Raw genomic sequence first — 24,394 nt, forward strand, 5'->3', positions numbered from 1 at the left:
GTTCATTTAATCGGAATGTTCTACTCGAACTTCATCGTGTACAGGTCTTTCATGAAGATCCACGAATCTTTGTTGTCCTGATACCATTGCTTGTACCAGTCTTCGAGCGCTTGGCCGCCGGACGCGTACCACGATTTCTTCACGTCTTCGACGCCTTGATCGACCGTATAGGCATCTCCGCTGACGATCGCTTTGGCCATCGTGTCGTTCATGTTGTTCCAACCGTCGTTGAAGGTCGTCGTCATCGCTTTATCGAGCGAAGGACGGAACTTGGCGTGCGTGAAGCCCGGGTGCGGATGTTCCGGATCGAGATACAATTTGTCCATTTCCGCCGAGACCGCCAGCCATTCTTTGTCGATCGGATCGGTCGAGTTGAGCATGCGGCCGTCCACGCTGTTGCTTTCGAGGATGTATTTCGGCATGAACATGCGGTAATCGTTCAGGTAGCCCATCTGCGTTTCGTTTTTCTTCTCGTCGATCGGTTTGATGCTGCCGTCGCTTTCTTTGGCGTAATTCTCGCCTTCGATCCCGTTCGTCAGCGTCTCGACCGTCGAAGGCGTCACCATGAAGTCGATGTATTTCATGACGGCTTCCGGATTCTTAGCGTTGGCGTTCACGGCTCCGGTCATCTGGATCGCCGGATTGAAGTCGGGACCGAAACGGCCGAATTCGCTTTCCGGGAACGCCATCGCCGTCACTTTGGCATTCGGATCGGTATTTTTGAGCGTGTCGAAGTTCTTGCTGATCACGCCGCGATACGCGAGGTAGATGCCCAATTTGCCGCTGGCGAAGTCCTGTTCGGCTTTCTGGCCGTTTTTGTCCGAGAGGAAATCTTTGTCCACGATGCCGCCTTCGAACAGCTTTTTCTTGAAATCGTACGCCGGCTTGATGCGGTCGAATTGGCGGATCAACTGATCGTCTTGGATGATAAACATCTCGTTCTGGAACATCGCGTCGATATAGTAGGTCGCGAATTGGCTCAGGTTGATGCCGAACGTGTCTTTGACGCCGTTGCCGTCCGGATCTTGGTTGGCGAACGCGTCGGCTACCGCATACAGTTCGTCCATCGTTTGCGGCACTTGAAGACCCAACTTGTCGAGCCAATCCTGCCGGATAACCATCGCGCCGAGCACTTCCGGTTTGGTCACCATGCCGATCTCGTACAATTTGCCGTCGGGCTTGGTTCCAAGCGTCTTGAGCGCCGGCACTTTCTCGAGCAGCGCTTTGTATTCGGTACTGTGCTCCGCGATCAGATCATCGAGCGGAAGCAGCTGCTTCTGCGACCACAGCGAATTCAAGAAATCCGTATCGTACTCCAGCACGAGATCGGGAGCGTCGCCGGAAGCGAACAGCATGCTGTATTTTTGCTGCGACTCGTTGCGGGGAATGGGCACAAATTTGGCGTTGACCGGCCCGTTCTCGTTGATCCATTTGGTCCATCGGTTATCGGCGTACGTGCCTTCTTCTTTCGGAATCTGACCCCGGTCGTAGACGGACACGGAGATCGATTCTTTTTTGTTTCCGTTCGCGTCCGCCGCGCCTTCCGTTTTTTCTTTGCCTCCGCAGCCGCTCAGTACCATCGACAGCGCCGCCACCGCCGCGATTCCGCCCGTCATCGTTTTGCTCCAACGTTTTGCGCTCATTCTTTTTCCCCTCTCTCTAGACGAATGTGTTTACCCTTTGACCGAACCGATCAGCATGCCTTTGACGAAATATTTCTGCAAAAAAGGATACACGACCAGCATCGGGAGAATCATGACGATGATCCCGGCGGAACGGATCGACTCGGGCGTCAGCTTGCGGAACGCGTCCGGGTCGAGCATCGCGAGTTCCGACATGAGCGATTGGCTCTGGATCATATTTTGCACGAGCACCGACAGATTGAAGCGCTCGGGGTCGTTGATGTAGATCAGGACGTTGAAGAACGAATTCCAATGCGCCACTCCGTAGAAGAGCGCGATCGTCGCGATGACCGGCACCGACAGCGGCAGCACGATCTGAAGAATGATGCGCCACTCCCCGCTTCCGTCGATTCTCGCCGCGTCTTCCAATTCTTCGGGAATATTTTCGAAAAAGGACTTCAGCACCAGCAGGTTGTATACGCTTACGAGTCCCGGCAGCCACAGCGCTCCGTAATTGCCGACCAGCCCGAGCGATTTCGCCAGCAGATAATTCGGGATCAAACCTGCCGTGAACAGCATCGTGAACACGATCGCCAGCGTCATGAAGCGTCTCGCGTAAAAATGTTTGCGGGACAGCGGATAGGCCGCGAGGATGGTGAAGACCATGTTCAGCGCCGTTCCGACGAGCGTGATGATCAAGCTGTTCTGAAAAGCGCCGCCGATATTCGTGTCCTCGATCAGTTTGCTGTAAGCCGTCCATGTGAAGTCGACCGGCCACAATCCCACTTTGCCGAGGGTAATCGCTTCGTTGCCGCTGAGCGACAGCGCCACGATATGGATGATCGGCAGCAGGCAGCTCAAAGCGGCCAGCGCCAGAATGAAATAATTGACTCCGTAGAACACTTTCTCGCCGTTGGTCGGCTTCATGGACGTTCTCCCCTTTCTTTGCCGCAGCCTGTTACCATAATCCGCGTCCCGACCGTCTGGCGATTCCGTTGACGATCAGCACCAACGTCAGCCCGATCAACGATTCGAAGAGTCCCATCGCCGTCGCGTAGCTGAACTGTCCGGAACCGAGGCCGACCTTGAAGTTCCATGTGCTGATGACTTCCGCTACGTTAATCACGACCGGATTCTGAAGGACGTAGACTTGGTCGAAGCCGACATCCATCACGTTGCCGATCCCCAAGATGAACATCAGAATGACCGTCGGCATCAGACCCGGAAGCGTGATATGGCGAATCTGCTTCCATTTGCCCGCTCCGTCCATGCCCGCCGCTTCGTAGAGGCTCGGATCGATCGAAGTCAGCGCCGCCAGATAGATGATCGCCGACCAGCCTGCCCCTTTCCAGATGCCGGAAGCGACGAAGATGGTAATCCACGAACCTTCTTTGAACAAGAACGGATACGCGCTGCCGGTTAGACGTTCGAGCAGATTATTGACGAAACCCGTCTCGATCGAGAACATCATCAGCACCAGACCGCCGACGATGACCCAGTTGAGGAAATGCGGAAGATACAACAGCGTCTGCGCCCAACGTTTGAACCAAGAGCGTCGGACTTCGTTAAGCAGGATCGCCAAGATGACCGGGAAAGGAAATCCGACGAACACCGTCAGCGCGCTCAGCATTAACGTATTGCGGATAATGCCGAGCGTATCGGGATTCTGGAACAGATACTTATAGTTGTCGAAGCCCACCCACGGACTTCCGAATATGCCGTCCGCGAAGTTGTAATCTTTGAAAGCGATCACAAATCCGAACATCGGCACGTACTTGAATAGAATAAAAAAGACGACGATCGGCAGGAACATGACGAGCAGCGGTTTGTTCATATTCCATCTTCGGCGTCTGCCGAGGGCGCTTCTCGCTCTCATTCGACTTTCTTTCTCGCTGGCTTTGCGCGCCCTGATATCGAGGCTGCCCATAACGTCACCTCCGGGTGGATTGGGGAATGCTTTGTGCACTTACTGTAAATGGAAGTCGCGAATTTGGGCAATCGTCAGGTTTCGAGCGGGTAACGTTTTTTGCAATTGGATACGAAGAAGAGCGAGGAAGCCGGTAACGGCGCGGGGTTCACGTTTTTTGAAGAGGTTTCGAAATTTGCTTTGGTACGTAAAAAGCCTTTAAAACCCTGATCGAGGATCAGCATTTTAAAGGCTTGGGTTGGTCAAGGTACTACCTTTTGAATCGCAAACGCAAGTCTAATCTGTCGCTTTTTGTGGCGGGTCGAATGGTTTGTATATTGGCTTGTAATTCCCTTCCGTCCCAATACTCCAAATCCCCGCATTGGATACATTCCAGAGCAAGCTCTTCCCGATCTTGATCTTCGGTTCGGATGACCACATATCTCATCTCGTCCACGTCACAATGTGCGCATTGCTGCCGCTTCGTCGGAAACATTTCCCACAGATCATCGCTCACCAGCATAAGAAAAGTGTCCAATTTCATTCTTTTGATCCCCGACTCTTCTATGCCTTTCCAATTAGCCAAAGTCGAATATCCGCAGGATCGAACTTCATATTCCGCAGGATCGGTAGCCAGCAGAGCATCCAGTCTATGTCGTTTTAAAAGATCGTCGGAAAAATAATAAGTGTTTCGATTCAGCCAAGCTACAATGTTTTTGAAATAAGTTTCGTCTTTGCAGTCATGCAAATTGACGATTTCGATAAAACTTGTCCATAGGTTTAGGTTCATGCAGCCTCCCTTTTTATTTTAAATCCCTACGATGAAAGCAAGATCGATTCGAAAAATGTGCTGTATAAAAGCGAAAATAAATAGGATCGCAAATGAAATTAAAATATATTTGATCATTTTACAGCCAGCTATAAGAAAATGTACGCCCTCTTCTGCAATATAATAAATTCCATTTCCCGCCACCAGCATTACAAAAATCGCTACGATTTTAACAGGAATCCAGTAATACCACTCCGGGAACCCGGTTCCGTACCAAGAGATCAGAAGACCGATTAAGTAAGTCACGCTGTAATATCTTAACCTTTTTATAGGGTTCACTCCCAAAGACTCTTTTGTTCCGACTTTTGTTGACGACAACACGCATTCTAACTAGAAAAATACGATTGCACTTGCTCATCCGAACTTGGAACGAACTGTTTGAAAACTCCTTCTTTTTGCAGTTTTTTTAATGTGAAAAGGATATTTTCAATACTGGCTTCCTCTACAAAGATCAAATTCGGATCGGGCGTATAGAACCCGGAATATTCTAATTCGGTATCAAAATCTTGTTGTAACCTTAAGATCGTATACGCATTGATTTGATACCATTGGTCGTTTTGAACCAAAAATATATCGCCTCTATAGCCTTTGCTTGTCGCTTCGAAATCTTTTCTCAAGGTATTATAAGCAAATTTAATATGTAAAGAGGTCATCGTTGGGTCTCCTTTTTATAAGTAATTCACATATGTTAAAGCGACTTGCCGAATTTGATTTTATTTTTTAACAAGAAAGAAATCCAGTTGCAGTTGCATTTCCGTTCGGCTTTTTTGACCTCTTGCAGAAGATAATAGGTGTTAGCCCCATCTGCTTCTTCTTTTCCCGATTCAAATTCAGGCTTAATTGAAAAATTGAAATCTCAAAGATCTTCCCCTATTACGCAGACACTTTAGTCAGCCAAAAAAGATCGCCGTCATGGTTCAATACAAATTTTCCTTGGTCGAGTCGCAGAATAGTATTCCCGTCACCGAAATACATGTATCGATAGCGATCATCTTTAAAAACGCTAATTTGTATGACTTTATCTACGTCTAAATGATTATTTATTGTGCTTTTCTCAAGCCAATCTTTGCCTGTGGAAAAATCCGACTCGTTAGAACCTGTAATTTGATAAAAGATAGGCCCGACTGGATCTTGATCTCCGAATTTCATCGAATCCGCTTCATAAATCACCTTTGCGCCAAGAAGGTTTTTGACGTCTTCTTCGCCGTTTCTTGATCCTCCGACTCCGTAGGCATAAACCTTTTCTATCTTCCAAGTACCTAGCAATTCTTGTACGATTTCAGAAGTTTCTTCACGTGCTTCTCCGCTTGCGTTGGCTGTATGTTCAATAATGTCTGAGGCATTCAAATTATTTACTTGCGATTCTTGTGTACAGGCAGTCATCAAAACGATGCAGCTTATAAAAAAAATAGTTATTAATTTTTTTGGCATAAGCAAGTTCTCCTAGTTACAAATAAAAGCATAATCATAATACTGCATAATAATTCCACCATTTATTAGATCTGATTATTCTCCGGAAGCTCTTCTTTTTCGGGTGCTCTGACATGGCTCAGAACGCTGGCTTTACAAGCTCCGAACTTTTGATGATTTTCTCTGGCTTCTTTTAGTGACACATGATTCGCCCCGATATTTCGATCCGGATACTTATGAGCCACAAAGTCATACTGCCAAAAACATACTTCGCAAATCTCCACGATCACTTCATCGTCGCTTTCAATGGTGAAGTAGCCGCAGCAGGGACAAGCCATTCGTTCAGCATTCAACATTCTGACTCATTCTCCTTCCAAAACAGCCGCATAGAGTACTTGCTCTTATGCGGCATTAATCCTACTTTTAACGTATGCCGCGACTTCCCTCATTAACTTATGTAGATCGGGAGCAGCCATTTTTTTGGAGATAGGTGCACCTTCGTTGATAGTCTTTCATTTTCCGTTGTTCATTTCCCATCCTCCTTATAAGAGGATAAGAGCAAATCCGGTAATCTGGGTTATGGGGCGAGACAAAAATATCCAAACAATACTCTTTGTTTATGGCTTCGAATTCTACCCTTTCGGTGTCTTCAAATTCATAAGGAAGTAGATTTAGTTGAATTTTTGTTCTACGCAAGAAACTTTTTCGAAGGCGTGCCGGGGTTGGAGTACGTCAATGAAGTAGAGAAAAACCACAACACAGAGATTGATCGCATTGTGATTGATAAAATTTAATTTAAGCGGCTGGATGTACCTGATAAGATCTCTATTCTAAATCTTTCTTCAGGTATGCCAAGCTCTTTTGTAGTATACAGGATGTATTGCGCTTTAGTATTCGTAGGTTCAAGCATAATCCAATGATTAAACCTTTTTACTCCAAGTCCAACAATTTCGCTTGTTTGAATATCAACAGGAATATACCTTTCCTCTCCTGTACCAATATCTTTTAAGTACAACATCGCAGAACTATTTCTTTGAAATAAATTAATTAAATCAATCCGATATTCAAACTTATTATCTGCAGTAACTTGGATTGAGTCACTTTTGATTTTTTCCTTATCCCAACCATATGTGCTTACACTTTGCATCAGGGAGGTGGATAGTATTAAAGATATTAACAATCCAATAAAAACTACAGCATACTGTCCTCCACTTGTAACATTCCATCCTTTAATAAGAATTATAGTAAATACTCCAACTAAAAAAAGCACAGGAACAGCCAAACTCCAAAATACCGATGTTCCAATGATATCCATTCCTCGTTGAAAATATGCTGTTGAACCTAGAAGAAACCACAAAAAGGATGAAGCGCTAAACAATAAAACTATTATGATTAGAAGCCGTAGCCATAGATGCATAGTGACCTCCTCAGCTGTTAATTGAATTTCAAGATCGGTTCAATATATTTTTCCCAAATCTTCTTCTCACTGTGTATAGTAGAGTGGGCTTGAATTTTGGTTCCTGTCTCTCCATCTTTTGCACGTACATTATCTGCGCCTTTAAATTTCCTTGTAAATGCAGATCCAGCCCACCATCAACTTCCTCCTAATTCGCACTGTGCTTAAAAGAAGCAAATTCTTTTTCCAAACTCTCAAGCTTCTTCATCCCCTTTTTTTCTAAAATGTAGGATATTTACGCAAAAAGCATAACCGAGTTAGCAAAAAATATAAAAACAAATTATTCCATTTATCGACCGAAAAAGAATTTTAACCAAAATAAAAAACCTTGAGAAATTTCATTCCCAAGGCCTCCTATTTGCTAATTACTTTTATTTCCGAAACGTCCGCTCGTAGTCTTCGAAACGAATCTTCCGAATAAACTTGCGATCCGCCGTTCTGACCACGATCCCTTCGGCGCGGCCGGCGGAGTCGATGCCCACCTGCGTCGTCTCGAACTTTTTCAGATAAGCGAACGTATCTTCGAGCGAAGTCGGGAAATCGGCGCCGTGCACGGTTTCCAGTAGAGGTGCGGCTTGCAAGCCCAAGCGTTCGAATAGGGCTTGCTTAGCTTCATCCGCATAAAAAGGCTGGTTCCCGTGTTCGCGCCACTCGGCTATTTTCTCCGGCGGCAAACTTAAGAGTTCCTCCAACGTTTGCGCATCCAGCGTAAACAGATCGAAGGCCCGATAGCTCTGCGTTTTGCGATCCGAATAATTTTTCGACGCTTTCGTTTTGCCGCCGTACGATTCTTGGTAGATCACGGCCAGCGCCCAATCCTCGTCCGCCAAGCAGCTTGTGGTCAATTGCTCGGCTAACGGTTTCAGAAATTCCGCGATATTGCCGTACGGATTGCCGATTCGATCGCCTTTGGCGTATAACAACTCTTCTCTGGAGCCGATCAGATAATCGATGTCGCCGTCAGAGGTACGGAGCAGGATGATTCGCGAGTTTTCTCCGTCCACCTTCTCGTATACATACGCCTGAGCGGACTCCGAGAATCCTTGCCCTTCCGTCAACGCGTCGTTCAGACGCCCGCGTTCGCCGAGTTCATGATACGTGAGAATGCTGGGGTATTTGGTGAGAGAATTGATCTTTTTGAGGTCCATGAACAAAGCTCCTTTTTCGTTTAATAAGCGATACGGCCGATAACCGTGATCTTGCCGGATTCGCGATCCCACACGATCTGTTTGCCCAGCGCCGATACGGCATCGCGCAGCGGGATCAGGATTTCTCCGTTTTGGGCGACAACAGTCTTATGCTCCATCGTCAGGCTTTTGACCTTTTCTTGGCCGCCGATCTACGATCTGATCTCGACTTTGTTCGAACCGCCGAACCACGTATAGAATTCGTCGGAGTCGCCTTTCGCGGAGAAATGCGTGATAAAGCTCGCGGAGCGATCGTCTTTGAACACCCAACCGTTCAGGGCGCCCATCATGCCGGACAGCGTTTCGATGCCGCAATAGACGCGATTGTCCCGGATCACGTACGAATCGGCCGAGTAGTTCTGCGAATTGGCCGTTAATCGGGGAGACGCTGCCGCGAACGCACTCGACGTTTGGAACGAAACAGCGAGCACGAGAGCGGCCGCTATCGTTTTTCTCAACACAATATCACCTCTTCTTCTAAATATATGCAAATCCTACGCAAATGAAAAGCCCGCTTCCGAAATATACGGAAGCGGGCTTACGGTTGAACGAGTCGGAGCAGAACGGATCTTGCCCGATCGCGACTTAAGAGCGGAACCCTTGCACTTCGCTTTTGATATCCGATGCGGCGGAAGTCGCTTCTTCTTTGAACTCTTTGACGACGTCCATCGACTCGGCGAGCAGGCCTTTGATCTCTTGGCTCTTCTCTTGCAGTTCTCCGCTGCGCTCTTTGATCATCTGTCCTTGATCTTTAAGCAAATTCACGGTATTCATGAATTTGTCGCGCAAGGAAGCGCCTTCCTGAGCGGCGACGAGTACGGCAAGACCGGCTCCGATCAATGCGCCGGCGACGGCACCGACGATAATGGCGTTTTTTTCTGTATCTGGCATAGGGGTTGCTCCTCTCGTTTCTCCGATAGTAGGCTTGCTGCTTTGCTTCTCTCTTAGGTATTACCCACTCTTGCGGCGTTTGCCTTCACACTGTAGTACCTTGTCAACATTATTCCGTTCGGCTTCGGGTCCGGTATTCGCCCGGCGTCGCGGAAACGATCTTCTTGAATGCCCGGCTGAACGACATATAGTTCGCGTAGCCGACTTGGATCGCGATCTCCTGAATCGGCGATTGGGTCTCGCGAAGCAGACGCCGCGCGGCGTCGATCCGCACGCCGGCGAGATAATCGACGAAGTTCTCGCCGAACGCGTCTTTGAACAGCCGGCTCAGATAGCTGGAACTCAGCCCGAACCGGTCGGCGATCGACGACAGCGACAGATTGGGGTCGCTGTAATTGGCGTCGATATACGCCCGGACTTCCTGCAAGGTGACATGGCTGCTGCGGCTCTCGCGCAGCAGGCGAAGCCGCACGGCATATTCGCCGAGCAGATTCCGCACGGCGCTCTCCAGATCGTCGAGCGTATCGTAATGCTCGAGCGCCGCGCTCAAGCGGGGCGAGGCTTCGCTGCGCCAGAGTTCCCGGGCTTCGCCCGGCAGTTCCATCATCTCGCGCAGCAGTTGATAAGCCAAGACGTTCATCAGGGCGGACAAGTCGTCCTTGGACAGCGGCTCGGCGCGCAGCTCGCCCAGCAGCTCGTCGAGCCGCTGCTGCCAGACCGCTTCGCCCATGCGGTACGCCTGCGCCAATTCGCGGATCGTGCGCAGCACGCCGTACAGTTCCGCCGCCGCTCCCCGGCGAAGATCCCTGCGGACGATGACCCGCGCGCCGCCGAGCGTCGACTTGTACCCCATCGCTTCGGCGGCTTCTCGGAAGCCTCGCGCGATCTCTTCCGGCGACGCGAGCTCGTCGCCCAATGCCACGGTCACCGTACATTTCAGATGCGCGGCGACCCAAGATCCCAATTCGGCCGCGAACGCCGCCGCGGCCCCTACGGCATCCGGCCCGACGCCTACGGTCGCGCCGGCGTCTTCGGCCGCGCCCGCAGGCAGGCTCGCTCCGACCGTGAACGGCGCTTCGCTTGCGCCGCTCTGACTTGAATCGCCTATTTGCGGCGTTTCGCTCTCGCCGGACGCCCCGTTCGCCGCTTGGCCGGCCAGCCGCTCGGACGCTGCGCCGATCAACGCTTCCGCCCGATCTTCCCCAGGCGGCAGGATTTCGCCGCTCTCCGCTCCGCCCGCCAAGTCCGCAAAGCGCAGCAGCAGCCCCAGCCTCCCGCCGGGCAGCCATTCGGCCCATAGAGAAGCGCCGCGCAGCGCGGCGAGTTCGCCCGCGGCGCTGACGATCGCGTAACGCAGCAGCTCGCGGCTGCGCTCCGAATACGCCCGGTTGAATTCGTCCGGCCGGTCGATCTCCAGCAAGCCTATGGCGGCGCGGCCGAAGCGGGGATCTTGAACGGAAGCGGCGGAAACCCCCAACGCGGCCGTTTCCGCCGCCCATTCCTCCGCGCCGACGATCCGCGACCCGTCCGTCAGTTCGCGGAAAAATTCCCGGCGGCGATACACGATGTCTTCCTGCTGGCGCTGCCGATCCGCTTCCGCCCGCGCGATCATCGCGCTCAATGTCGATTCGATACGGGCGAATTCGTCCGGATGCTGCGACTTTCGTCCTCTGCGTTCGGCACGCTCGGATTTCGTGTCCGAAGCGGCCGAATGCGCCGCTTCGCCGCCTGCTCCTTCCGAGCCGCCGGACTCGGCAGCCGCAGACGCTCCCGCTTCTTCGAGCTGCGCCGCTTCCGTCAGAGCCGCCGCGGCTTCCATCGTGCCCGGCGGCAGCGCGTCCAGCCGTTGAAGCAGCCGCACGACCGGCTCGTAATTGCGCCGCGACACCTGCGCCGTCCAAGCGACGCCCAAGATCACGATCAGCGCCGCTCCCGCGATCCACGCATACCAGACGCTCATCAGAACCGCCGACAGCGAGCCGTCCGACAACCCGCTGCGAATCTCCCAACCCGTGTAAGACGAAGTCACCGAAGACAATTCTTTTTCTTCGACCGCCGCCACGGCTTCGGCGTTTTCTGTCGCGATCGCCGCCGCCGCGGCCAGTTCCGCTTCCGTTCCCAACATCAGCTTGCCTTCCGGCGTATACAGATGAATAAAACTCGTTTCTTCTCCGATCATCTCCCGCAGCAGATCCCGCACCGAATCGAGCGACACGTTCACGACCATCAGCCCGCGTTCGCCCGTCAGCAGCGGAATGCCTCGCGTCAACGTCACGACCGTCTTGGGCTGGCCGCCAGGCAGCGCAAGTTCCCGAGGTTCCGACCATCCGGTAGGCAACGCTCCTTCGGAAGCTTGTTCGACGAATTTTCGGTCCGCGAAATTTTCCAGACGGCCGATCGACAGATTGCCGAGCACCGTTCCGTCCGATACCCGATACACGTAGAGCGAATCGATCAACGGATTGGTCAGCTTGAGCCGTACCAGCCGAGTCGAAGTTTCGTTGGCCGCCAGATAAGGATTCGCCGAGGACGAGAAGAACGCGTCGAATTCGCCCGACACGATCTCCCGGTTCATCATCTCGCCGATCGAACGGAACGAATAATCGAGCGATTGCACGGCCTGACGCGAGAAGACTTCGTTGGCCCGAGCCGTTTCCCGTTTCGACAATTCCGCCGATCCGGCAAAAAACAGGAGCATGAGCACCGCCGGCACGATGATGAGAATGGGCAGGTAAGAAAACGTCAGCCGGTTGAACCAACTTCTGGACACGGGCAACCCTCCTAATCTCCTTCTAAAGTTACATATTTTCTCACCTCGCGCAATCCTTTTGCGGTTCTTTTATCAAAAAAAGCCTCCCTATGCCTCTCCGAAAGCTACCCATTTACGGTTTCCTAATTTTTGTATAAAAATATTTCGAAAAACTAATCCAAATTTGATCTTTTTGCGTACAATAAGACGTAAACAAGTTTTAGATGTAAGAACGCAAATCCAAATCGGAGGTGACGCTTCTTTGGCACCGGAATCTTTATATGTCGGAAGCGTGCTCGCGGCCGGCGTGCTTTCCTTTTTCTCGCCGTGCATCTTCCCGATGCTGCCCGTGTATTTCGCTTTCCTCGGCGGTTCCGAAGCGGATCGGCTGCGCGCTTCCGCATCCGGCGACGCCGCCGTTTCCCGTTTCCGCGTCGATCCTCGGTTGATCGGCCGGACGCTGCTGTTTATCCTCGGACTGTCCGTCGTGTTCCTGCTGCTCGGCTTCGGCGCGGGCGCGCTCGGCGGCGTGATCAACAGTTCGTGGTTCATGATCGTCTGCGGCGCGGCCGTGATCGTGTTCGGCATCCATCAGACGGGCCTGCTGAACTTGATGTTCATGCAGAAAGAGAAACGCTTGAGCTTCGACGCGAATAAGCAAAAAGGCTGGCTCGGCGCGTTCCTGCTCGGCTTGACGTTCAGCTTCGGCTGGACGCCGTGCATCGGTCCCGTGCTCGCCGCCGTGCTCGGCGTAGCCGCGGGCGGCGGTTCGGCCGGCTACGGCGTCTGGATGATGTTCGTCTACACCGTCGGCATGGCCGTGCCTTTCCTGCTGTTGGCGGTCTTCTCGGATTTCCTGCTGCGCCGCATCAAGAAGCTGTACAAGCATATGGGCAAGATCAAGATCGCGTCCGGCGTCGTGCTGATCGCGATGGGCATCCTGCTGATGACCAATAACTTGGCGGTGCTTACCGCCGCGTTCCAATCTTGACCGTTTCGAATTCGTTTATAAGGAGATGACCCATTTGAGTTCCGTCAAAAAAGTCTGGCTTCCTCTGCTCTCGCTGCTCTGCGCCGTGTCGCTGCTGACCGCCTGCGGCCAATCGGCTCAGAAGTCCGCGTCCGGCAGCGCGTCTTCGGCAAGCGCGAACGCCGCGCCGCAGTTCGATCTCAAAGACCTGAGCGGCAGCGACGTCAAGCTCGCCGATTTCAAAGGCGAAAAAGTCTACATTAAATATTGGGCTTCTTGGTGCTCGATCTGCCTCGCCGGCATGGACGAACTGAACACGCTGGCCGGTCAGGACAACGATTTTAAAGTCATCAGCATCGTCGCCCCGAATTTCAAAGGCGAAAAGTCCGAAGCCGATTTCAAAAAATGGTTCTCGGGTCTCGACGAGAAAAACACGACCGTCCTGCTCGACGAAGGCGGCAAATACGCGCAGCAGTTCGGCGTTCGCGCTTATCCGACTTCGTTTTATATCGATTCGAACGGCAATCTGGCGAAGACCGTGCCGGGGCATAACGACAACGCGATGATCGCGGCCAATTTCAACGACATCCCGTAACTTTTCCTTTTAAACTCTCATTTTCAGACTCTTATTTCTACTAAAAGGAGGTTTCGCGCATGAAAAAAAGAACCCGGCCCGCCGCCTGGCTCTCCTTGATGTCGCTGGTGGTTCTGGCGCTGTTGGTCTCGGCCTGTTCGACGTCGGGACTCGGCGGCATGAACGCCTCCGGCGCGTCCGCTTCGTCAGGAGGACACGTAACGGCCGCCAGTATCAAAAATCCGAACGAAGGCGTCGATTATTCCAAGTCCGATCTGAAAAAGATCTATCTTGCCGGCGGCTGCTTCTGGGGCGTCGAAGCATATATGGCGCGCATCTACGGCGTGCAGGACGCGGTATCGGGCTATGCCAACGGCACCGGCGAGAACCCGACTTACGAAGACGTGGTGGCAGGTAAACGCGGATTCGCGGAAACCGTCGAAGTCACCTACGATCCGGCGCGCATTTCGCTGGACAAACTGCTGACGGAATTTTTCAAAGTCATCGATCCGACCAGCAAAAACAAGCAGGGCAACGATCGCGGCATCCAATACCGTTCCGGCGTGTATTACACGGACGACAGCGAGAAATCCGTGGTCGAATCCGTCATCGCCAAGGAACAGGAGCGTTACAACCAACCGATCGTGACCGAAGTGCTGCCGCTCCAGAACTTCTACGAAGCGGAAGAATACCATCAGGACTATCTGGAGAAAAATCCGAACGGTTACTGCCATATCGATATGAGCATCTTGAACGATCAGGAGGTCCCGGCCGATCCGAACGGAACTTCCGGCACGGAAAACGACACGTCCGCGGCAGGCGTGACTTCGGCAGGCACCAAGTCGGCCGCCGCCACGAAAGCCGCGGGTCATATCGTCATCGACCCTGCCGACTATCCGAAACGCAGTCCCGAAGAACTCAAAAAGCTGCTGACGGATATTCAATATAAAGTCGCCGTGGAACAGGACACCGAACACCCTTATTCCAACGAGTATTGGGATACGTACGAAAAAGGCATCTACGTCGACGTCTCCACCGGCGAGCCGCTGTTCGCCAGCGAAGACAAATACGATTCCCAATGCGGTTGGCCGAGCTTCGTGAAGCCGATCCTCCCGGAAGTCGTGACGTACAAAGAAGATACCGCCTATAATATGGTCCGTACCGAAGTTCGCAGCCGTTCCGGCGATATCCATCTCGGTCACGTCTTCGACGACGGCCCGGCGGATCGCGGCGGCAAACGCTACTGCATCAACAGCGCTTCGATCCGGTTCGTGCCGCTGGCCGATATGAACGCGGAAGGTTACGGTTATCTGATCAGCGTAGCGAAATAACGTCCCGGCTTCTTCGTTTCCATGCAAGCTGCTTTTATTTATGCCGTATTGCCGCACCCGACGAGTAAGATCGGGTGCGGCTTTATTCGTAAAAAAGGAGGCCGTTCAAATGAAACGCGTACGTTGGATGATAGGCCTTTTCGCCGTCGCCTCGATTTTCTTGGTATATGCCGCGCTGTCTACCAACGGCGAAGCGCAAAGCCGCCCCGATCCCGATTCTCCGGCCGCTTTCGCCAACCCCAACGCCGACGTCGATTATTCGCAAGCGGATCTTCGAACCATCGATCTGGCCGGCGGCTGCTTCTGGGGCGTCGAAGCTTATCTGTCGCGGCTCTACGGAGTGGCCGACGTGACGGTCGGTTATGCTTACGGCGCAGCGGAAGGTTCCGAAGACGAATCCGGCAGCGATCCCCTCGACTCCGCGAAATCGGTATCTTCCGAACTTTCCGCCGATTTCTCCGAAACGCCGCCGAACGCGCCGGACGTGCCGCCTTCCGGCTATGCGGAGACCGTGCGCGTCACCTACGATCCGGCCCGTCTGCCGCTATCCGAACTGCTCGGCGACTTTTTCCGCGTGATCGATCCCACCAGCTTGAACCGGCAGGGCGAAGACATCGGCACGCAGTACCGCTCGGGCGTCTATTATACGGATCAGGCCGATCTTCCGGTCATCGAAGCGGCGCTTCGGCGCGAACAAACGAAATACAATCAACCGATCGTGACCGAAACGCTGCCCCTCGCACGTTTCGTGATCGCCGCCGAGAGCCAACAGGATTATCTGGAGAAAAATCCGAACGGCTACTGCTCGATCGATCTGCACGCGCTGGATAATTCTTGAACAGGGAGAAGAAAAATGACCAAAGGAGAATCTTTTGTTAAATTATTCTGGTAAAGTGAAGTAAATCGGAATAAAGACAGGAGTATCCGCATGAATCAGAGTCGAAAAATCGTAGTGATCGAAGACGAACGCGATATTTCCCGCATCGTCAAAAACTATATGGAAAAACACGGACTCGAAGTCGCCGTTGCCGATAACGGAGCGGACGGCCTACATATGATCGATCTTCTCGAACCGGATTACGTCATTCTCGACTTGACGCTGCCCGATACGGACGGGCTCGAGTTATGCCGCCGCATTCGCCAAACGAAAGAAACGCCCATTCTGATTCTCAGCGCTCGCGGAAGCGACACCGACAAGGTACTGGGGCTTGGATTCGGCGCGGACGATTACATGACCAAACCGTTCTCTCTTAGCGAGCTGCTCGCGCGCATCAATGCCTACTTCCGCCGTCACGACAAAATCGCGATTGCGGCCGCCTCTCCGCCGGAGCGCGCCGATGCTTCGATCCGGATCGGCGAGCTGTCCATCGAGAAGACCGAACATCGCGTCCGCGTTCGCGGACAAGATATCTCGCTGTCCGCCAAAGAATTCGACCTGCTGCTCGTGCTGGCCGAAAACCTGAACCGGGTATTCTCCAAAACCGAACTGCTGGATAAAGTCTGGGGGTACGATCGATACGTGGACGACAATACGGTCAGCGTTTACGTGCGCCGCGTTCGCGAAAAGATCGAAGATCAACCTTCCGACCCTCGCTATCTCAAAACGGTGTGGGGCGTAGGTTATAAGTTATGCACCTAAGAAAGTGGATTCGCAAAAAGACCCTGTTCGTGCTGGTTCAACTGCTGCTGATCTTCGCCAGCGTCCTGTGGCTGATTGCCACCGCGGCGGATGGTTCCTCTTCTTCCGATCGCCTTCCGATCAACCAAGCGCGGCTGGCAACCGGGGATATCCGATTTCAGTTGGAACAAACGGGACTGGAGAAGATCAAAACGGACCGCGAGGCTCGCGAAGCGCTGATCGAACAGTGCCGGCGAATCGGAGCGGAGCTGATGCTGGTCGACTTGAGCGGCGCGGTGTTATTCGACTCGGCTCTGCCCGCTGCGCGGGATTCGGCGCCGTCCCTCTCCGACGCGGATGCGATATCGGACTCGGTCGATCTGCGCACGGCGCTGCATTACGATCTATCCGCCTCGAGCGACGCGGAGCGCGTGAAGATCGCGTTCCCGATCGTCGAAGACGCCGGCGGCATGCAGACCGGCAGTGCTTTGTTTACGCTGGACGCTTCGCGCGTGGCGGCGCCCGACCCAAACAAAGCCTGGATATGGCCTCTGACGGTATCGGCCGTTCTATCGGCGATATTGGCTTGGACGATCTTTCGCTTCCGTCGGCAGCTGCAGCGCCGGACCGTCGAGCCGCTGAATACGCTTAAACAAGCGGCAGAAACCATTCTCAAAGGCGAATACGATCAGAAATCCGAATATCCGGAGCCTGACGAAATGGGAGAACTGTATGCCGCGTTCGATCAGATGCGTTTGGAGATTCTGTATCTGCACCGCGAACGCGCGCGCCGGGAACGCATGCATAAAGAATTGGTCACCGATATTTCCCACGACCTCAAAACGCCGTTGACGGCGCTCAAAGCCTATATCGAAGCGATCGAAGAAGGATTATGCGCGGATATGGACGAGGTACTCGATTATATCGGGGTGATGCGGACGCATACCGACCGCATGGTCCGGTTAACCGACGATCTGTTGGTGCATGCCTTAAACGAACTGGGGCAGATCTCGATTACGCCTACGGAAATATACAGCGGAGAAGCGTTTCGGGATATTCTGCGCACGATCGAACGGGATATCACTTCGTCCGGGGTCGCTTATCGGGGACCTTCCGCTCATAGCCTGCACACCTCGCAGCCGGGCGATCCCGCAGCCGAGACGCTCGGCATCCCGAACGTATTGATTCGCGCGGACGTCAACCGAATCGAACAGGTTATCTCGAATCTGGTCTCCAACGCGCTCAAGCATACGCGTTCCGGCGACACGATCTCGATCGGCTTCGAACTGGAGCCCGGTTTTATCCGCGTGGACGTGGCGGACACGGGAACGGGAATCGATCCTGTCGATATGCCGTTTATCTTCGAACGGGCTTACAAAGGAACCGCGCCCTCCGGCGAAAATTTTTCGAGTTCGACGGATTCTTTACCGCCTTCCGCCCGCAAGAACGACGGGAACGGGCTGGGTTTGTCGATTTGCAAAACGATTATCGAAGCCCACGGAGGTTCGCTTTCTTTTCAAAGCCGCAAAGGAAACGGCACCGTTTTCCGATTCACCCTCCCGCTTTGCTGACAGCCGCCCGGTATTCGGGCGGCTTTTTCGAGCGCCGCGATCGCGGCGTTTCGGCGTTCGCCGCTTTTAAATCTTAACGATGTAAGACTTTATTAAGATTTCTGTCAGAATTGCGAAAGATCGTTTTGCTAAAGTAAGGACATAGCCAATATACGGGAGGCATAGCCATGAACAAACCGATCATTCTTCGCGCTTCGAATCTCTGCAAGACGTATTCGACGGGCAGCGAACAATTTCATGCCATCAAAAATCTCAATCTGGACGTGTACGAAGGCGACTTCACCGTTATTATGGGCAACTCGGGTTCGGGCAAATCGACGCTGCTGTATATGCTCAGCGGTCTGGACGGAATCACGACGGGCGAAGTTTACTTTCGGGACCGGCGAATCGACGATTATAACGAGAAGCAGCTCTCGGAATTCCGCACGCACAAGATCGGTTACGTCTACCAGAGCATCAATCTGGTACCCGATCTGACTTTCGCGGAAAATATCGCGCTGCCCGGTTATATCGCCGGCGGCAAAAAAGGCGAAGTGCGGCAAAAAACGGAAACTTTGATGACGGCAATGGATATCGCGGCGCAAAAAAATCGGCTGCCGGCTCAGACATCCGGCGGACAGCAGCAGCGCGCCGCGATCGCCCGCGCTTTGATCAACGATCCGGAAGTGGTCTTCGCGGACGAGCCTACGGGCAGCCTGAACATGGAACACGGACAGGCCGTGCTGGATATTCTGACCGACCTCAACCGCAAAGGCCAATCCGTCGTCATGGTTACGCACGACATCAGAGCCGCCTGCCGAGCGGATCGGCTGATTTACATAAGCGACGGCAAAGTATCCGGCGTTCTGGATTTCGACAAATACGACGAACAAACATCCGCAGGCCGAGAAGAAGCCATTTTCGCTTTCATCTCGGGAAAGGAGCAGCGCCATGTACGCCGTATGGAAGCTCTGTCTCGCTAATCTGCGCAAACGCAAAACCCAGAATTTCCTGATCGCTTTATTGATCCTGTTATCGACCTTGCTGCTGTCGACTTCGGTTATTCTGATCTCCAATACCGATCATTTATTCACGAACATGCACAAAAAAACGAACGGTTCGCACGACGTTCTGCGGATGGATAACGGCTTGCAAGATCCGCAGCGGATCCACGAGTTCTGGAGTTCGCAGCAGGGCGTCGAAGTATCGAAGCTACTGGCTTATCGTACGCTCGCCGGCGTTTCTTACAAAGGGAACGATATTCCGAACTTGCTGCTGTTCATGATGGATACCCCCGAGCCTCCTCTCGGCGTGGACGAACTGTTGACCGCGCAAGGAACTCCGGGCGCGACCCCGGAAAAAGGCACGGTCTGGATTCCGACTTCGCTGGCGTATTCCCACGATATTTCCGTCGGCGATACGCTGTCTTTCAAGACGGACAGCGGAAACGTGGACTTGAACGTGTCGGCCGTCGTCGTGGATATCCCTTACGGAGGACCGTTCTCGACCGAGTCGCGCATTTGGATGAACGACTCCGACTATCAAGCGCTCCCTTCGACTGCGAACGCCGCGGGTTCGTATATGATGGGCATCCGCTACGATAACTATTCGGATCGCCAGAGCTACTGGACCTCTTTCGAACAATCGCTCGGCTCCCCTTACCTGGAAACGGTGATGAGCTTCGACGAGATTTCTTCGTTCTATTTGATCCTTAACAAAGTGATCGGCTTCGTCATGATCTTCTTGGCGATCGTCATGATGGCGATTGCGCTGTTCACGATCGGCTTCACGATCGCGGACGCGATTCTGACGCAGTATCGGACGATCGGCGTGCTCAAATCCTTGGGAATGACTTCGCGGCGGACGATCGGCGTGTATCTCATCCAATACGCGTTCCTGTCCGTGATCGCCATCCTACCAGGATTGATCCTGAGCCGCTTTTTGTCCCGCTTGATCGTGGACAGCACGCTCTCCTATCTCAAGACGGAGAACGATCCTCTTCCTCTGAGCGGCATGAACGCGGCGGCATGGACAGGCGCGTTGATTCTGCTGCTGGTGCTGTTATGCGTATGGATGTACGGCAGACGCGCGCGCAAGATCGCGCCGGTGCAAGCGATCCGTTACGGCATGTCCGAGAGCGACAGCCGACGCGAATCGCGCGGAATCGGCGCTTCCGGACGGAAGCTGTTCGGCTTCGGCAGACTTCCGGCGGTATGGGTAGTGGGCACGCGCAATATTCTCAAAAATGTCAAAACGTCTTCGCTTATGATGATTCTCGCTATGGTGACGTCGGCCGTGCTCGTACTCGGCTATATCGTGCTCAGCAGCGTCATGAACATCCAGAAGACGTCGCCTCAATGGGGATACGACGATTCCAATATTACGGTCCGGGTCTTCAATCCCTCGACTTTCTCGAAAAGCGAATTCGAAGAACGGCTGTCGGCAGACGACCGGATCAAAAACGTATCGTGGCATAACGGCGTGACCGGCGTCGTCGAAGCCGAAAAGTCGACGGCCGACGGCGAGAACATCGATCCGTTAAGTATCGTGATCAGCATCGTCGAAGGGCGTTACAGCGATATCGGCTTCGCCGTACTCGAAGGTCAGAATCCCGTCAACAAAAACGAGATCGCGATCGGGGTCAACGTGGCCAAATCGCTGAACAAAAATCTCGGGGATACAGTCGAGCTGTACGTCGAAGGCCGACCGCATACGCTGACGGTAACGGGGATCTATCAATCGGTCGCTAACTCGTCCAATTCCGTGCGGATTCTCGCCGCGACGGTGCAAGAAGATGATCCGGCTTATAGCGCTGCCGACGTCGCGTATATCAATCTCAACGATCCGAGCCGCTCGGATGCGGTCGTGCAGGAGCTGAACAGCGAATATTCCGGGTCTATCAGCGCGGCTACCCAGAAGACGTTGCTCGATTCCGTATTCAGCGAAGCGGCGGCCAACTTGATTCTTCCGATGTCGTTCATGGGCCTGCTGTTCGTGTCGGTGACCTTGATCATCATCTACAGCATCTGCCTGATCAATATCCGCAAAGAAATCAAAACGTACGGCATCTACAAATCGGTCGGCATGTCTTCGGGCAATATCCGCCGTTCGGTGGCGCTCGGCATCTCGGTTCTGGCGACGATCGGAGCGCTGCTCGGCATCGTGCTCGGCGTCTATGCGCTCCCGATGATTCTGGAGAACGTCTTGTCCAATTACGGCATGGTGGATCTGCCTCTCGTGTTCAATCGCGGCGGCGTGATCCTGATCGCCTGCCTCAGCATCCCGGCTGCGGCCATAGGATCTTGGCTGTCTTCGGGGCTGATCCGCAAGACCTCGCCGCGGATTCTCGTCGTCGAATGATGCGGCGGTGAACGGTTTATTTCAACCCCATCGCTTCGAGCCCGTAAATCCGCGCCGCCGTATCGCCTCCCTGCGTCGGCTTGTCGACGACGAGCTGCACGTAGCGCGCCGTCGTCAGCGGAATCGCGTGTTTGCTCAGACCGGCTGCATTGTCCGTGACCTTAACGGCGTCGGTCCAATTCTTGCCGTCGCCGCTGATCCGCAGCGTAAAGGCCCGCGTATTGAACGCGGCCGGTTCGCCGCCGGCTTCGGCGTGTTTGAGCACGAATTCGCTGATCTTGCGTGCGCCGCCGAGATCGACCGTCAGCGTATGCGGACCGTCGCCGACCGCGCACCATTTGGTCTTGTCGTCGCCGTCTACGGCCATCGGTGGCGCTTCGCCGCTATTGGTGAAGCCCGATGCGGTCACCGAAGCGCCGCGCGCCAGATCGGATACGCCGCCTGCCGCTTCTTCCGTGACGGTAATCATTTTCCGCGTCAGCGTGTCCTGTCCGACCCTATTTTTGGCGATCAGCGTCACTTCGTATTCGCCCGCCTGCGGATACACGACTTTCGGGCTGCGTTCGCTGCTGGAAGAAGGCTCGCCGCCCGGGAAGCTCCACGCCCATTCCGTCGTCACTTCCGACGAACGATCCGCGAACTGTACGGCTTCGCCCGGCGCGATCAGCGTGCGATCGGCTTCGAAGCCCGCTTTGGGCGCCGGGTAAGCCGGCCACAGCACGGAAACGCGGCTTTCCGCGCCGGCTTCGTAATGGCGGTTGACCGGCACGACGACCAACGTCGCCCTGTCTTCGCCGTCGGCGCGGCGCATCTCCGGCACGTAATAGACGGTGTTCGGCGTCTCGCCGACCAGCTCGCGCTTGCCGCCCGCCTGCTCGCGGTAGATCTGATAGAACGCCGGCTTCTCGTTTCCGGAAGGCGCATTCCATTTCAATCTCGCATCTCCGTAGATGCCGCCTTGGAAATCGCTGTCGATCACGGACAGCGCCTTTACTGCATCCGGCTTGCGCGCATTGTCGCTGACCGTGCGTACAGACAGCTCCCCGATCTGCGCCCGGTAAGCAGCGTCGTTCGCTTTGCCTTCGATTTTCAGCGCGATACCCGCGATCGTACGGCCTTTGTACGCATTCAATTTGACGCTGCCGCGCTGCCAAGATTTGTCCCGGCCTGCGGACTGCCAATTTTTCGGTTCCAAGAAAACATATTCGTTGGGCGCGTCTGCAAAAGAAAGCCCGATCTGCACGGAAGCGTTCTTGGACGATTCGCTCACCACCGCCGACACTTCCATCGTCTTGTCGACCGGAATCTGCGTCCGGTACAGATTGACCGTCGTGGAAGATCCTTTTGCGAGATTCCCTTCGAGCTTCAGCGAACTGCCGCCGTAATACGCGCGTTCGAAATCGAGCGAAGGTTCGAGCGCCGCACCGCCGCCTTCGGCGCGGGTCATCCAGCGCCAAGTCGGCAGAATATCCTGAATGCTGCGGTTGCTCCATTCTTTTTCCCGCACGACTTCCCCGTTGACCGCGAACATGCGGCCGTTGCCCGTACCGAAATGCGTGATGAATTCCGGCCCCGTCACGACGCTCTTATCCGCGATATTCGCCGCGATGCCGCGCCAAGCGTAAGGATCGGCCGGGTCGATCGCGGACGCCAGACTCGGATCGCCGGCAGGTCCCGTCCAGAACCGCTCGTCCCGCTCCAGATAATCTTCTTGTCCCGACGAACTTTTGAACGCCCAATCCGGCCGGTACAGCCCGAGCGACACCTTCGCTCCTCCGGCCGGGAACAGTTCCGGCCAATTATACCGTCCGCCGCTCCCGTTTGCTTCCACGTCGATGCCGGCGAACAGATCGTAAGGGCTGCGCCCGAGCGCTTCCGCCGCGGCCGGCGAAGAACGGAATGCCGGCAGATAGCTCGAAGACTGCCAGCGGAAATCGAGGAACATCGCGTCCGCCACCTTCTGCCCGTTCTGCTGGAAAAAGCCGTCGTTCTGCGTATTCAGCGCGCCCTGCCAGCGAACCGGACCCGATTCGATCATCGAATCGTACCAGAGAATCTCCATGCCCGGATCTTTGATCTTCTGCAAATACTTCAGGAAATCCTGCATATCCGCCGCGTCCTGCGCCGTTCCTCCCTGCGTCTCCTGATTGATGAACCAACCGTCGAAGCCGTAATACCGCGCGGATTCGATCAACTTGTCGGCGACCGGGAAATTCCCGGAGGTATCCCGCTTGAGCATGTCGCGCATCCATTGGATCTTTCCGCCGTGTTCCGTCTGAGGCAGAAAGACCGTGCCGTACACCGGAACGCCGTTCTTGTGCGCGGCGTCGATCACGTCGGCGCTCGGCGGCACGATGATTCCTTCGCCTGCCGAACCGCCCCACATCACCAGCTTGTCGATATACTGCCAGAACCCGAACGCATAAGTGTGAAAAACGTCCGATCCCTGCGAAGGCGCGCCGCTCGTACTCGGATACATGGCCGACAGCGCGATGACTTGAGCCTTTTTGTCCGCGTTCGGATTGACCGGTTCGCCTTGAATCCGTTTGTTTTCCAAAGGGATCGATCCTCGATTGAACGGCGCGTCGGGATCGGAAGAAGGCGACCATTCCAGCAGCGTGTTCGGATACCAATACGACGAATACGGCTGCGCCGCTTCGGCGGACGGCCCTAACCCCAGCACGGAGAATGCGAGTAGCGAAGCCGCGGCGGTTCCGAGCGTCTTTTTCCAAACGAACGTCGGGGCGAATTTCGAAGCGGCGGATGCCTCGCGGGATCGTTGATCGGCAGCAGTATTCAACACGGGATTTTGTCTTTTGGTCTTCATATCGGTTCTCATTCCTTCCGGATGTTTTAGGTTGTTTGCGTTTTAAGGCGTATACGCAAACTTAATAACGAGCGTCTTTAGCTGCTTTTTCGTCCTCCGGCTCGGCGAAAGCTG

23 protein-coding genes are annotated in these 24,394 nt (G+C 54.0%); 8 read left to right on the top strand and 15 right to left on the bottom strand.

Annotated features, from left to right (window positions below; genetic code table 11):
* Positions 1–20: 20 nt before the first annotated feature.
* The 14 genes from CDO73_RS06745 to CDO73_RS06805 all read right to left on the bottom strand — a co-directional run bounded on the left by CDO73_RS06745 (position 21) and on the right by CDO73_RS06805 (position 12,071).
* Positions 21–1,643, bottom strand: coding sequence for an extracellular solute-binding protein (locus tag CDO73_RS06745; protein ID WP_088487756.1), 1,623 nt, complete (start codon positions 1,641–1,643; stop codon positions 21–23).
* Positions 1,644–1,673: 30 nt separating this feature from the next.
* The gene (locus CDO73_RS06750; RefSeq protein WP_088487757.1) at positions 1,674–2,549 is read right to left on the bottom strand and encodes a carbohydrate ABC transporter permease; all 876 of its coding nucleotides are present in this window, start codon (positions 2,547–2,549) and stop codon (positions 1,674–1,676) included.
* 31 nt (positions 2,550–2,580) lie between these two features.
* The gene (locus CDO73_RS06755; protein WP_088487758.1) at positions 2,581–3,549 is read right to left on the bottom strand and encodes an ABC transporter permease; all 969 of its coding nucleotides are present in this window, start codon (positions 3,547–3,549) and stop codon (positions 2,581–2,583) included.
* 250 nt (positions 3,550–3,799) lie between these two features.
* Entirely contained in the window at positions 3,800–4,318 is a 519-nt protein-coding gene (locus CDO73_RS06760) for a hypothetical protein (RefSeq protein ID WP_088487759.1), read from the bottom strand.
* An 18-nt stretch (positions 4,319–4,336) separates the two neighbouring features.
* Positions 4,337–4,636 carry a hypothetical protein gene (locus CDO73_RS06765; protein WP_088487760.1) on the bottom strand — a complete coding sequence of 100 codons (300 nt, stop codon included), beginning with the start codon at positions 4,634–4,636 and terminating at the stop codon, positions 4,337–4,339.
* 47 nt (positions 4,637–4,683) lie between these two features.
* A complete protein-coding gene (locus CDO73_RS06770; protein ID WP_088487761.1) occupies positions 4,684–5,010 on the bottom strand; it encodes a hypothetical protein in 327 nt (108 codons plus the stop codon).
* 220 nt (positions 5,011–5,230) lie between these two features.
* Positions 5,231–5,788 (bottom strand): hypothetical protein, encoded by a 558-nt coding sequence (locus CDO73_RS06775; protein WP_088487762.1) that lies wholly within the window; start codon positions 5,786–5,788, stop codon positions 5,231–5,233.
* A 65-nt stretch (positions 5,789–5,853) separates the two neighbouring features.
* Positions 5,854–6,123 (bottom strand): CPCC family cysteine-rich protein, encoded by a 270-nt coding sequence (locus CDO73_RS06780; RefSeq protein WP_088487763.1) that lies wholly within the window; start codon positions 6,121–6,123, stop codon positions 5,854–5,856.
* A 434-nt stretch (positions 6,124–6,557) separates the two neighbouring features.
* Positions 6,558–7,184: a hypothetical protein gene (locus tag CDO73_RS06785; protein WP_088487764.1), complete on the bottom strand. Its 627-nt coding sequence runs from the start codon at positions 7,182–7,184 to the stop codon at positions 6,558–6,560.
* A gap of 410 nt (positions 7,185–7,594) precedes the next feature.
* On the bottom strand, positions 7,595–8,371 hold the full coding sequence (locus CDO73_RS06790; protein ID WP_088487765.1) for an RNA ligase family protein: 777 nt from the start codon (positions 8,369–8,371) through the stop codon (positions 7,595–7,597).
* Between the two features lie 20 nt (positions 8,372–8,391).
* Positions 8,392–8,529 carry a stalk domain-containing protein gene (locus CDO73_RS26450; RefSeq protein ID WP_143536084.1) on the bottom strand — a complete coding sequence of 46 codons (138 nt, stop codon included), beginning with the start codon at positions 8,527–8,529 and terminating at the stop codon, positions 8,392–8,394.
* 33 nt (positions 8,530–8,562) lie between these two features.
* Positions 8,563–8,868: a hypothetical protein gene (locus CDO73_RS06795; protein WP_143536085.1), complete on the bottom strand. Its 306-nt coding sequence runs from the start codon at positions 8,866–8,868 to the stop codon at positions 8,563–8,565.
* Between the two features lie 127 nt (positions 8,869–8,995).
* Entirely contained in the window at positions 8,996–9,301 is a 306-nt protein-coding gene (locus CDO73_RS06800) for a YtxH domain-containing protein (RefSeq protein WP_088487767.1), read from the bottom strand.
* A gap of 109 nt (positions 9,302–9,410) precedes the next feature.
* Positions 9,411–12,071, bottom strand: a complete 2,661-nt coding sequence (locus tag CDO73_RS06805) for an AraC family transcriptional regulator (RefSeq protein WP_143536086.1) — start codon at positions 12,069–12,071, stop codon at positions 9,411–9,413.
* 241 nt (positions 12,072–12,312) lie between these two features.
* Between CDO73_RS06805 and CDO73_RS06810 the strand changes: the two genes are divergently transcribed.
* From CDO73_RS06810 to CDO73_RS06845, 8 genes are all read left to right on the top strand, one after another.
* Positions 12,313–13,041, top strand: coding sequence for a cytochrome c biogenesis protein CcdA (locus CDO73_RS06810; protein WP_088487769.1), 729 nt, complete (start codon positions 12,313–12,315; stop codon positions 13,039–13,041).
* Positions 13,042–13,075: 34 nt separating this feature from the next.
* Positions 13,076–13,615: a redoxin family protein gene (locus CDO73_RS06815; RefSeq protein ID WP_218821615.1), complete on the top strand. Its 540-nt coding sequence runs from the start codon at positions 13,076–13,078 to the stop codon at positions 13,613–13,615.
* 59 nt (positions 13,616–13,674) lie between these two features.
* Entirely contained in the window at positions 13,675–14,925 is a 1,251-nt protein-coding gene (gene msrB / locus CDO73_RS06820) for a peptide-methionine (R)-S-oxide reductase MsrB (RefSeq protein WP_218821616.1), read from the top strand.
* 109 nt (positions 14,926–15,034) lie between these two features.
* Positions 15,035–15,763, top strand: coding sequence for a peptide-methionine (S)-S-oxide reductase MsrA (gene msrA, locus CDO73_RS06825; RefSeq protein WP_218821617.1), 729 nt, complete (start codon positions 15,035–15,037; stop codon positions 15,761–15,763).
* 90 nt (positions 15,764–15,853) lie between these two features.
* Positions 15,854–16,564 carry a response regulator transcription factor gene (locus CDO73_RS06830; RefSeq protein WP_088487772.1) on the top strand — a complete coding sequence of 237 codons (711 nt, stop codon included), beginning with the start codon at positions 15,854–15,856 and terminating at the stop codon, positions 16,562–16,564.
* A complete protein-coding gene (locus CDO73_RS06835) occupies positions 16,555–18,114 on the top strand; it encodes a sensor histidine kinase (RefSeq protein ID WP_088487773.1) in 1,560 nt (519 codons plus the stop codon). Before CDO73_RS06830 ends, CDO73_RS06835 begins: the two co-directional genes overlap by 10 nt.
* Positions 18,115–18,281: 167 nt before the next feature.
* The gene (locus tag CDO73_RS06840; RefSeq protein WP_088487774.1) at positions 18,282–19,076 is read left to right on the top strand and encodes an ABC transporter ATP-binding protein; all 795 of its coding nucleotides are present in this window, start codon (positions 18,282–18,284) and stop codon (positions 19,074–19,076) included.
* The gene (locus CDO73_RS06845) at positions 19,045–21,453 is read left to right on the top strand and encodes an FtsX-like permease family protein (RefSeq protein ID WP_088487775.1); all 2,409 of its coding nucleotides are present in this window, start codon (positions 19,045–19,047) and stop codon (positions 21,451–21,453) included. Before CDO73_RS06840 ends, CDO73_RS06845 begins: the two co-directional genes overlap by 32 nt.
* Positions 21,454–21,469: 16 nt before the next feature.
* Here CDO73_RS06845 and CDO73_RS06850 read toward each other — a convergent pair whose 3' ends face one another.
* Positions 21,470–24,280, bottom strand: coding sequence for an endo-beta-N-acetylglucosaminidase (locus CDO73_RS06850; RefSeq protein WP_088487776.1), 2,811 nt, complete (start codon positions 24,278–24,280; stop codon positions 21,470–21,472).
* Positions 24,281–24,394: the final 114 nt, after the last annotated feature.

This window comes from Saccharibacillus sp. O23 (assembly GCF_002205895.1).
Lineage (GTDB): Bacteria > Bacillota > Bacilli > Paenibacillales > Paenibacillaceae > Saccharibacillus.